This window comes from Parendozoicomonas verongulae (genome assembly GCF_009711465.1).
GTDB lineage: Bacteria > Pseudomonadota > Gammaproteobacteria > Pseudomonadales > Endozoicomonadaceae > Sansalvadorimonas > Sansalvadorimonas verongulae.
The window spans coordinates 1-729 of sequence record NZ_SMME01000392.1; the positions used below are offsets into that span (position 1 = coordinate 1).

Annotated in this window: 1 protein-coding gene; it reads left to right on the forward strand. The window is 52.4% G+C overall.

Annotated elements, in window-relative coordinates:
• Positions 1 to 729 (forward strand): hypothetical protein (locus E1189_RS22415; RefSeq protein WP_196220887.1); only part of this gene is annotated, 729 nt, incomplete at both ends.

A 729-nucleotide genomic window follows, 5' to 3' on the forward strand; every position in this document is an offset into this window, starting at 1 on the left:
TGCTGATTTCTGGCGTCGTGTCGATCGTCCCGGCAATACGTGGAAAACGGGTGACCTTGTGGCGGCACAGGCTGATGACACCATGGGTGTCGATAATGGTGCATCGCTGGCCGAGTATTCTGAATCCGTGCACACGACAGTTCCTCCCCTGATAGTGAATTGCCATATGCAGCATGACTGGAGGCGCCTTTTCTTTGGCGGGCCAGGCGTGGATAAGGAGGGCAGAATACGCCATATTCAAGGGGCGCTGGCCATGGCACAGCCGGGGCAGGCAATAATACTCAAGGGTGCGGATTGGTCCGATCTGACGTTTCAACAGAAGATAGCCTCGTTGCAAGAACAAAAGCAGTACGAGAGTAATGGCCAAACCTGTTACTTACCAGACGATGTTCAGTTTTACCGGGCCAGTGTCGGTGAGGGAGAACTGGCCAGTCTGTATGAGTCGTCCGTTGAACGGGTGACCAGTCCCCCGAAAACTCCCATTGTTGTGAATCAGTGTACTCTCAGGGAATGGCTGAATCCCGCCATGATCAATGAAGCAGGTTACAGCGTTCTTAACACTGCATTAGAGAATCAGATTCAGGCAGGAGCTACGGTGACTATTACATCTCCCTTGAGTGAGTCCCTGTGGTTTATGTTACTGAACCGGCTGCAGACTATTGGGCTCAATACGGGACAGAAACCCAAAGTGTTTCTGGTCCATGCTGAAGGTCAGCCAGAGCAGCTTGG